Origin of the sequence: Brevundimonas sp., from assembly GCF_024711105.1 — a bacterium.
In the GTDB taxonomy this organism is placed as follows: Bacteria; Pseudomonadota; Alphaproteobacteria; order Caulobacterales; family Caulobacteraceae; genus Brevundimonas.
In genome coordinates this window covers 1-9,746 of sequence record NZ_JANJTL010000085.1, presented here as the reverse complement: position 1 = coordinate 9,746, position 9,746 = coordinate 1, and the positions used below count along the sequence as shown (strand labels likewise).

8 protein-coding genes are annotated in these 9,746 nt (G+C 69.1%); all 8 read left to right on the top strand.

Annotation, left to right across the window (positions count from 1 at the left end):
• Positions 1-4: 4 nt before the first annotated feature.
• Positions 5-1,714, top strand: a complete 1,710-nt coding sequence (nusA, locus tag Q0M60_RS06260) for a transcription termination factor NusA (protein ID WP_296817371.1) — start codon at positions 5-7, stop codon at positions 1,712-1,714.
• 23 nt (positions 1,715-1,737) lie between these two features.
• Positions 1,738-2,361, top strand: coding sequence for an RNA-binding protein (locus Q0M60_RS06255; RefSeq protein ID WP_296817368.1), 624 nt, complete (start codon positions 1,738-1,740; stop codon positions 2,359-2,361).
• A gap of 85 nt (positions 2,362-2,446) precedes the next feature.
• Positions 2,447-5,383: a translation initiation factor IF-2 gene (gene infB, locus Q0M60_RS06250; RefSeq protein ID WP_296817366.1), complete on the top strand. Its 2,937-nt coding sequence runs from the start codon at positions 2,447-2,449 to the stop codon at positions 5,381-5,383.
• Between the two features lie 55 nt (positions 5,384-5,438).
• Positions 5,439-5,963: a hypothetical protein gene (locus tag Q0M60_RS06245; RefSeq protein ID WP_296817363.1), complete on the top strand. Its 525-nt coding sequence runs from the start codon at positions 5,439-5,441 to the stop codon at positions 5,961-5,963.
• Positions 5,964-6,010: 47 nt separating this feature from the next.
• Positions 6,011-6,445: a 30S ribosome-binding factor RbfA gene (rbfA, locus tag Q0M60_RS06240; RefSeq protein WP_296817361.1), complete on the top strand. Its 435-nt coding sequence runs from the start codon at positions 6,011-6,013 to the stop codon at positions 6,443-6,445.
• Positions 6,445-7,377, top strand: coding sequence for a tRNA pseudouridine(55) synthase TruB (gene truB, locus Q0M60_RS06235; protein ID WP_296817358.1), 933 nt, complete (start codon positions 6,445-6,447; stop codon positions 7,375-7,377). The genes rbfA and truB overlap by 1 nt, the downstream gene beginning before the upstream one ends.
• Before the next feature lie 10 nt (positions 7,378-7,387).
• A complete protein-coding gene (gene rpsO, locus Q0M60_RS06230; protein ID WP_296817355.1) occupies positions 7,388-7,657 on the top strand; it encodes a 30S ribosomal protein S15 in 270 nt (89 codons plus the stop codon).
• A 194-nt stretch (positions 7,658-7,851) separates the two neighbouring features.
• A partial coding sequence (gene pnp / locus Q0M60_RS06225) for a polyribonucleotide nucleotidyltransferase (protein WP_296817352.1) occupies positions 7,852-9,746 on the top strand: 1,895 nt, incomplete at its 3' end.

The following is a 9,746-nucleotide window of genomic DNA, read 5'->3' as shown; positions in this document are numbered from 1 at the left end:
GAGCCTGACGGGCGTTTCCGCAAACCGTCTCGAACTGCTGCAGATCGCCGATGCGGTCGCCCGCGAAAAGGCGATCGACAAGGAGATCGTCATCGAGGCCATCGAGGACGCGATCGTGAAGGGGGCCAAGGCCCGCTACGGCGCCGACCACGACATCCGCGCGCGGATCGACGTCAAGACCGGCGAGCTGACCCTGACCCGCCACGTCACCGTCGTCGCCGACGACTGGGAGCCGGAGGAAGAGGGCGAGATGTTCAACGACGACGCCTATGTGCGCCTGTCGATCGCCCGCAAGACCGACGCCGAGGCCGAGATCGGCAAGGAATACGTCGAGACCCTGCCGCCCTTCGAATTCGGCCGGGTCCAGACCCAGATGGCCCGCCAGGTCGTCATGCATACGGTCCGCGCGGCCGCGCGCGAGCGTCAGTACGAAGAGTTCAAGGACCGCGTCGGCGAGATCGTCAACGGCACCGTCAAGCGCGTCGAATACGGCAACGTGATCGTCGACCTCGGTCGGGGCGAGGGCGTGATGCGCCGCGACCAGTCGATCCCGCGCGAGCTGTTCAACATCGGCGACCGTATCCGCAGCTACATCTACGACGTGCGGCGCGAGACCAAGGGCCCGCAGATCATGCTCAGCCGCGCCCATCCGGGCTTCATGGCCAAGCTGTTCGCCCAGGAGGTCCCCGAGGTCTACGACGGCGTGATCGAGATCCGCGCCGCCGCGCGGGATCCGGGCTCGCGCGCCAAGATGGCGGTGCTGTCCAACGACTCCTCGATCGATCCGGTCGGCGCCTGCGTCGGCATGCGCGGCTCGCGCGTGCAGGCGGTTGTGGCCGAGCTGCAGGGCGAGAAGATCGACATCATCCAGTGGAACAACGACGAGCCGACCTTCATCGTGAACGCGCTTGCGCCCGCTGAAGTGTCCAAGGTCGTGATCGACGAGGAAGAGGGTCGCGTCGAGGTCGTGGTGCCGGACGAGCAGCTGAGCCTGGCCATCGGCCGCCGCGGCCAGAACGTCCGCCTCGCCTCCCAGCTGACCGGCTGGCAGATCGACATCATCACCGAGAGCCAGGATAGCGAGCGTCGCCAGCGCGAGTTCGCCGAGCGCACCGCCCTGTTCCAGGAAGCGCTCGACGTCGACGAGGTCATCGCCCAGCTGCTGGTCACCGAGGGCTTCGCCACGGTCGAGGACGTCGCCTACGTCGAGGCCTATGAGGTCGCCGAGATCGAGGGCTTCGGCGAGGAGACCGCCGAGGAGATCCAGGCCCGCGCCCGCGACTGGCTGGACCGCCAGGCGGCCGAGCTGGACGCCAAGCGCAAGGAGTTCGGCGTCGAGGACGGCGTGCTGGAAGTCCCCGGCGTGACCCTGCAGATGGCCGTCTCGCTGGGCGAGAACGGCGTCAAGACGGTCGAGGACCTGGCCGACCTGGCCACCGACGAGGTGCGCGGCGGCTTCGAGTTCAAGGACGGCGAGCGCGTGCGCGTGCCGGGTGTGCTCGAGAGCTTCAACCTGTCGGTTGAGGACGCCGAGATGCTCATTCTGCGCGCCCGCGTGGCCGCCGGCTGGATCGACGCCTCGGAGCTTCCGCAGGAAGAGCCGGAGTACGAGACCGGCCAGGACGAGGAAGCCTACGCGGAAGGCGAGGAGTTCGCCGAGGCTGAGGCCGAACCGGTCGCCGAAGGCGACGCCGGAGACGACGAGAGGGCGTAACGCCCCTCTCGGGAGCGCCGGTCTTGGTCAGCAGGACATCGGCCGAAAATCGGGAACGGAAGGACCTCGTCTCCGGCGAGGTGCTCGAGGAGGCGCGCCTGATCCGCTTCGTGGCGGATCCGGAAGGCGGCGTCGCGCCCGATCTCGGCCGCAAGCTGCCGGGCCGGGGCATGTGGGTCGAGGCGACGCGAGAGGCCTTGGACGAGGCGGTTCGCAGGAACCTCTTCGCCCGCTCCGCCAAGGCGTCCCTCAAGCCGGCCCCGGGCCTGTCGGACCTTGTCGAGCGGCTGCTGGCGCGGCGCTGCCTGGACCAGCTCGGGCTTGCGAAGCGCGAAGGCGTTCTTATCTCGGGCTTCGACAAGGCGACCTCGGCGGCGAAGTCCGGAAAGGCCGCCTGGCTGATCGAGGCCTCGGACGGATCCGAGGACGGTCGCGACAAGCTGCTTTCGGCCGCCCGGCGCCAGTCTCCCGAACCCCAGCTCTGCGGCTGTTTCACCAGCGAGGATTTGGGTTTGGCCTTGGGCCTCGAAAATGCGATACACCACGTCCTCCTTGCGGGGCGACGAGCTGAGCGCTGGACGGACGAGGTTCGGCGGCTCGCAGGATTTCGCCCGCTCCTTCCACCGAGTTGGCGCGGGCGACCTTGAGGCGGGCGGGCGCTGAAACGCGCCCGGCCGGCTTTTTTGTTTGACGACTAGTTCGGGAAGGTCCCGGGCGTAACGAAGCGACGGAATGAGCGACAACAACGACGACAAGCCCAAGACCGACGGACAGCCGACGTCCGCGCCGCCCTCGAGCGGGCCGCGCGCGCCGCTGAGCCTGCGGCCGCGTCAGGCGGGCTCCGTGTCCAGCGGGGTGGTTCGCCAGAGCTTCAGCCATGGTCGCTCCAAGACCGTCGTGGTCGAGACTAAGCGCCGCGTCGGCGCCGCTCCGGGCGATCGTCGCCCGCAGCCGCAGGGCTTCGACGTCGCCGCGCGTCCGCGTCCGGCCGCTCCGGCGCCCGAGGCTCCGAAGCCGGCCGCAGCGCCCGCCGACGCCGGCGGCCTGTCGCGCGAGGAGCAGGAAGCCCGCCAGCGCGCCATTGAGCTGGCCCAGCGCGAACGCGCCCGCCGCGAGGCCGAGGAACGGGCCGCCCGTGAGGCCCGCAAGACCGCCGCGCCTGCGCCTGCGCCGGCGCCGGCGCCGGCTCCGGCCCCGGCTGAACCGGTCGCAGAGACCAAGCCCGCGCCCGAGCCCAAGCCGCAGCCGGCCGTCGAGACACCCGCGCCGGCCCCCGCACCTCGCCCGGCCCCGCCCGCGCCGGAACGCCGTCCGACCGCCAATTTCGGTCAGCGCGCACCGCGCGAGCCGTCGCAAGGCTATGGCCAGCGCACGCCTCGTCCCGATCGCGGCGAGCGCCCGACCTACGCTGCTCGTTCAGAGGGCGGAAACCTGGCCGGCCGGCCCTCGGGCGAGCGGCCGGGCGGCCCGCGCCCGTCCGGCGACCGTCCCGGCGGCCCTCGCGCCCCGCGTCAGGGTGAACCTGTCCGTTATTCGGCGCTCAGCCCGCGTCCTTCGGGCCCCCGTCCAGGCGGCGGCTATCGCGGCGGCGCCACGCCGGAAGCCGCCCCGGCCACGCCGGAGGTCTCCCGTCCGTCGCGCGGGCCCGGGCCCCGCACCGGTGACCGCCGCCCGTCCGACATGGATGATCTGGATCGGCGCCGTAAGGCCGGCTCGACCCCCGACAAGGCCGTCAGCCGCGTCAAGGGCGCGCCCCAGCGCCGCGAAGGCCGCCTCACCATCCAGGCCCTGGCCGGAGGGGACGAGGACGCCGCCGAACGCATGCGCTCCCTGGCCTCGGTGCGCCGGGCCCGTGAACGCGAGAAGGAAAAGCGCCGCGGCGGCCAGACCGAGGCCCCCAAGGTCGTGCGCGACGTCGTCATTCCCGATGTCATCACCGTCCAGGAGCTGTCCAACCGGATGGCGACCCGTGGCGTCGACATCATCAAATTCCTGATGCGTCAGGGAATGATGTTGAAGATCAATGACGTGATCGATTCCGACACCGCCGAGCTGGTGGCCTCGGAGTTCGGCCACAACGTCATCCGCGTCTCGGAAGCCGACATCGAACAGGGCTTCATCGCCACCGACGACACCGACACCGGCGAGCAGAAGCCGCGCCCGCCGGTCGTGACCGTCATGGGCCACGTCGACCACGGCAAGACCAGCCTGCTCGACGCCATGCGCGCCTCCGACGTCGCCTCCGGCGAGGCCGGCGGCATCACCCAGCACATCGGCGCCTATCAGGTGCGGCTGGAGAACGGCCAGCGCGTCACCTTCCTGGATACGCCCGGTCACGCGGCGTTTTCGGCCATGCGCGCCCGCGGCGCGACCGTGACTGACATCGTGGTGCTGGTGGTGGCGGCCGACGACGGCGTCATGCCGCAGACGGTCGAGGCCATCAATCACGCCAAGGCGGCCGGCGCGCCGATGATCGTGGCCATCAACAAGATGGACAAGCCGGACGCCGATCCGACCCGCGTGATCAACGAGCTGCTCCAGCACGAGATCGTGGTCGAAAGCCTGGGCGGCGACACCCAGACCGTCGAGGTTTCGGCCAAGACCCGCCAGGGCCTGGACAATCTGATCGAGGCCATCCTGCTGCAGGCCGAAGTCCTCGACCTGAAGGCCAATCCGGACCGGACCGCTGATGGCGTGGTCATCGAGGCCAAGCTGGACAAGGGCCGTGGCCCCGTCGCCACTGTCCTGGTGAAGCGCGGCACGCTGAAGCGCGGCGACATCGTCGTGGCCGGCTCCGCCTGGGGCCGCGTCCGCGCCCTGCTGAACGAGCGCAACGAACAGCTGACCGAGGCTGGCCCGTCCGTGCCGGTCGAGATCCTGGGTCTCGACGAGGCGCCGCTGGCCGGCGACGCCTTCGCCGTGGTCGAGAACGAGGCCCGCGCCCGCGAGCTGACCGAGTATCGCGAGCGCAAACGCCGTGAGACCTCCGTCTCGTCGGTGGCTGCCGTGTCCCTGACCGACAGGATGTCCAAGTTGCAGGACAAGAAGCTCAAGGAGCTGCCGCTCGTCCTGAAATCCGACGTCCAGGGCGCCGGCGAGGCCATCATCGGCTCGCTCGACAAGATGGCCACCGACGAGGTGCGCGCGCGCATCATCCACTCGGGCGTCGGCGGCATCACCGAAAGCGACGTCATGCTGGCCAAGGGCGCCGGCGCGCCGATCGTCGGCTTCAACGTCCGCGCCTCCAAGCAGGCGCGCGACCTGGCCGAGCGCGAGGGCGTGGAGATCCGCTATTATGCGATCATTTACGACCTGCTCGACGACCTGAAGGGCGTGCTCTCGGGCCTGCTGTCGCCGATTCAGCGCGAGACCTTCCTCGGCAACGCCGAGGTGCTGCAGGTCTTCGACATCTCCAAGGTGGGCAAGATCGCGGGCTGCCGCGTCACCGAAGGCGTGGTCCGCCGCGGCGCCCGCGTCCGGATTGTCCGCGAGGACGTGGTGGTGCTCGAACTCGGCACGCTGCAGACGCTCAAGCGGTTCAAGGAAGACGTGGCCGAGGTCACCAACGGCTACGAGTGCGGCATGCACTTCCAGGGCTTCCAGGACATCAAGGTCGGCGACCTCATCGAGTGTTTCACGCTCGAGGAAGTGGCGCGCACCCTCGACTAGGTCCACGGCGGGCGGCGGCCCAAAATCCGCCGTCCCGGCCCGACATGGAGGTTCCATGCGCCTGATCGTGACACTCGCCGCCGCCGCCTCGGCCCTTGCCGGGCCAGCGCTCGCCGAAGAGCATTTCTACGCCTACGACCCGGCCGGCAACTCGGCGCGGCTGCTGACGCGAGGCATCACCCTGCAGGTGGAGCGCGGCTGGTTCGGGGCCACACGGGTCGAGCGGCTCTATTCCACGGCGGGAGAGGGGTCGGCGGCGCTGGATCGCGGCGGGCTGACCGATGGAGAGCTGCGCGCGGCGCTGCCGGCGGGGGCCTCGGAATCAAACGTCTACCGGATCGAGACGGACGGCGCCGGGGCGGCGCTTGGGCGCGTGCTGTGTCCGGGAGCTCAGGAGGTTTTTCTGGTGTTCGGACGCGTGCGGCCGCTCAGGGACATCACCATGCACGCTGTCGGCCGTGGCGCTTCCGGCGCGCCGCTTCTCTGCACGACCCTGGAGTATCGGTACCGCGGAGAATGGACCCAGCCCGATCCCCGGGACGTCAGCGGCGAGGGCCCCCTGCCCCCGCCCCGCTACTGACCGGCGAACTGGACTCCTCCGTCGCTCCGCACTAGACCGCGCGCCCCATGAGCCGTCATCGCCGCAACGATCGCCCGCAGACCGGACCCAGCCAGCGCCAGCTGCGCGCCGGCGAGCTGATCCGCCACGCCCTGGTCGAGGTTCTTCGCGAGGAGGAGATCCACGATCCGGCGCTGCAGGGCGTCTCGGTCACCGTCACCGAAGTGCGGATGAGCCCCGACCTCAAGCACGCGACCTGCTTCGTCGAGCCCCTGGGCGCGGGCGTCGCCGACGCGCCGGGCGCAGGACACACGGACGAGATCATCAAGGCGCTGAATTCGCACGCGAAGTTTCTCCGCGGCGTTCTGGGCCGGCACATCGACATGAAGTTCACCCCGGACCTGCGCTTCCGCCACGACGAGAGCTTCGACGCCGCCAGCCGGATGGACCGGCTGTTCGACGACCCGCGCGTGCGCCGCGATCTCGAGGCGCAGGACGACTGATGGCCCGCCGCAAGCGCGGCCAAGCCGTTCACGGCTGGGTCTGCCTCGACAAGCCGCTGGAGCTGGGTTCGACCGACGCGGTCTCGAAGGTGCGGCGCCTGTTTGACGCCCAGAAGGCCGGCCACGCCGGCACCCTGGACCCGCTGGCCTCCGGCATCCTGCCCATCGCGCTCGGCGAGGCGACCAAGACGGTCCCGCATCTGATGGACGCCGAGAAGGTCTACCGTTTCTCGATCCGCTGGGGCGTCTCGACCTCCACGCTTGACCGTGAGGGGGAGGTCACAGGCCGCTCGGACGTGCGCCCGACCCCTGACGCCGTCGCCGAGGCCCTGAAAGCCTTCGTCGGCGAGATCGACCAGGTCCCGCCGGCCTTTTCGGCCATCCGGGTCAACGGCGAGCGCGCCTATGACCTCGCCCGCGAAGGCGTCGCGGTCGAGCTGGAGGCCCGCCGGGTGGTCATTTACGAGGCCTCGGTGACCGACGCCCCCGATCCCGACCACGTCGAGATCACGGTGCGCACCGGCAAGGGCGTCTATATCCGCTCACTGGCGCGCGACCTGGCGCTGGCGCTCGGCGCGGAGGGCCACGTCTCGGCGCTCAGGCGAGAGCGCGTGGGCCCCTTCACCCTGGATCGGGCGATTGGGCTGGATTCTCTGGCCGATTTGGTGCATAGGGGCGCCGCCTCGGAAGGCCTGCTTCCCGTCGCGACCGCTCTGGACGACATCCCGGACCTGGCCGTGACGCCCGAAGACGCCTTCCGGCTGAGGCAGGGTCGGCCGATCGTTCTGCTCCCCCGACAAGTCGAAGCGTTGAAGGCCCGGCTCCCCGCCGGATCCCGGACCGTTTCGGCCTTCGAAGGAGATGTCCTGGTCGCCCTGTGCAGCCTGAAGGCCGGACGGCTCGAGCCGGACCGCGTTTTCAACCTCCAATAAGGAGACCACGATGTCGATCACCGCCGAGCGCAAGAGCGCCGTCATCGCCGACAACGCCCGTTCCGAAGGGGACACCGGCGGAGCCGAGGTCCAGATCGCGATCCTGTCCGAACGGATCGCCAACCTGACCGAGCACTTCAAGACCCACAAGAAGGATAACCACTCGCGCCGCGGCCTGCTCAAGATGGTCTCGCAGCGTCGTCGCCTTCTGAACTACCTCAAGAAATCCGACGAGAGCCGCTACACGGCCATCATCGGCAAGCTGGGCCTGCGCCGCTAAGGCACAGTCTCTGAAAGGGGGCCCCCGGGCCCCCTTCGCACATGCGCCGCGTCCCGGCGCCATTCGCGAGGGCCAGATCGGTCCTCATTCGTCGCCGTCCCATGGGGGTCGGCGGTTTACTGGACCGAAGGACTGACCTCCCGCCCGTCCGCCCCCGCAGGGAATCCGCCCGCGGGACAAGAAAGAAGAAATTCATGTTTGATATCAAGCGCAAGACCATCGAATGGGGCGGTCGCACCCTGACGCTGGAAACCGGCCGCATCGCCCGTCAGGCTGACGGCTCGGTCCTGGCCACCTACGGCGACACCGTGGTGCTGGCCACCGCCGTCTTCGCCAAGACCCCCAAGGCCGGCGTCGACTTTTTCCCGCTGACCGTGAACTACCAGGAAAAGACCTTCGCCGCAGGCAAGATCCCGGGCGGATACTTCAAGCGTGAAGGCCGGCCGACCGAGAAAGAGACCCTGGTCTCGCGCCTCATCGACCGTCCGATCCGCCCGCTGTTCGTCAAGGGCTTCAAGCACGAGACCCAGGTCGTCGTGACCGTCCTCCAGCATGACCTGGAGAACGATCCGGACGTCGTCGGCATGATCGCGGCCTCCGCCGCCCTGACCCTGTCGGGCGTGCCCTTCATGGGCCCGATCGGCGCCGCGCGCGTCGGCTACATCGACGGCGAGTTCGTCCTCAACCCGACCCTGGACCAGGGGCCCGGGTCCAAGCTGGACCTCGTCGTCGCCGGCACCCAGGACGCCCTCATGATGGTCGAGTCCGAGGCCAAGGAACTGGCCGACGACGTGATGCTGAACGCGCTCGTGTTCGCCCACAAGTCGATGCAGCCTGTGATCGACGCGATCATCGAGCTGGCCGAGCACGCCGCCAAGGAGCCCTTCGACTTCCAGGCCGACGACGTCTCGGGCGTGGTGGATCAGATCAAGGCACTGGTCGGCGACGACATCCGCGCCGCCTACGGCCACAAGGGCAAGTACGACCGCCACACCGCCGTCGGCGCCGCCAAGAAGAAGGCCGCCGAGGCCCTGCTCGCCTCCGAGACCAACCCGGACGGCGTGGACGCCACCAAGTTCGGCACGGCCTTCAAGGAATGCGAAGCCGAGGTCCTGCGCCGCGACATCATCGAGCACGGCCGCCGTGTCGATGGCCGCCCGCTCGACAAGGTCCGCGACATCGTCTCGGAAGTCGGCATCCTGCCGCGCACCCACGGCTCGGCCCTGTTCACCCGCGGTGAAACCCAGGCCCTCGTGGTCGCCACCCTGGGCACCGGCGAGGACGAGCAGTGGATCGACGCCCTGCAGGGCACCTACAAGGAATCCTTCCTGCTGCACTACAACTTCCCCCCCTACTCAGTGGGTGAAGCCGGCCGCATGGGCTCGCCCGGCCGCCGCGAAATCGGTCACGGAAAGCTCGCCTGGCGCGCCATCCGTCCGATGCTGCCGACCAAGGAAGACTTCCCCTACACGATCCGCCTGGTCTCGGAGATCACCGAGTCCAACGGCTCGTCCTCCATGGCCACGGTCTGCGGCTCGTCGCTGGCTTTGATGGACGCCGGCGTGCCGCTGGCCCGTCCGGTTTCGGGCATCGCCATGGGCCTGATCCTCGAGCCGTCGGGTGAGTTCGCCATCCTGTCGGACATCCTGGGCGACGAGGATCACCTCGGCGACATGGACTTCAAGGTGGCCGGCACGCGCGAGGGCATCACCTCGCTGCAGATGGACATCAAGGTCCCAGGCATCACCGAGGAGATCATGCGCAAGGCGATCGCCCAGGCTTCGGCCGGCCGCCTGCACATCCTCGACGAGATGGACAAGGCCATCGACGGCGCCCGCACCGAACTCGGTGAGTACGCGCCCAAGATCGAATCCATCAAGGTTCCGACCGACAAGATCCGCGACATCATCGGCACCGGCGGCAAGATCATCCGCGAGATCGTCGAAAAGACCGGCGCCAAGATCAACATCGACGACGACGGCACGGTGAAGATCGCCGCCTCGGATCAGGAAAAGATCGACGCCGCCAAGAACTGGATCTCGTCGATCGTGTCCGAGCCCGAGCCCGGCATGATCTATTCCGGCAAGGT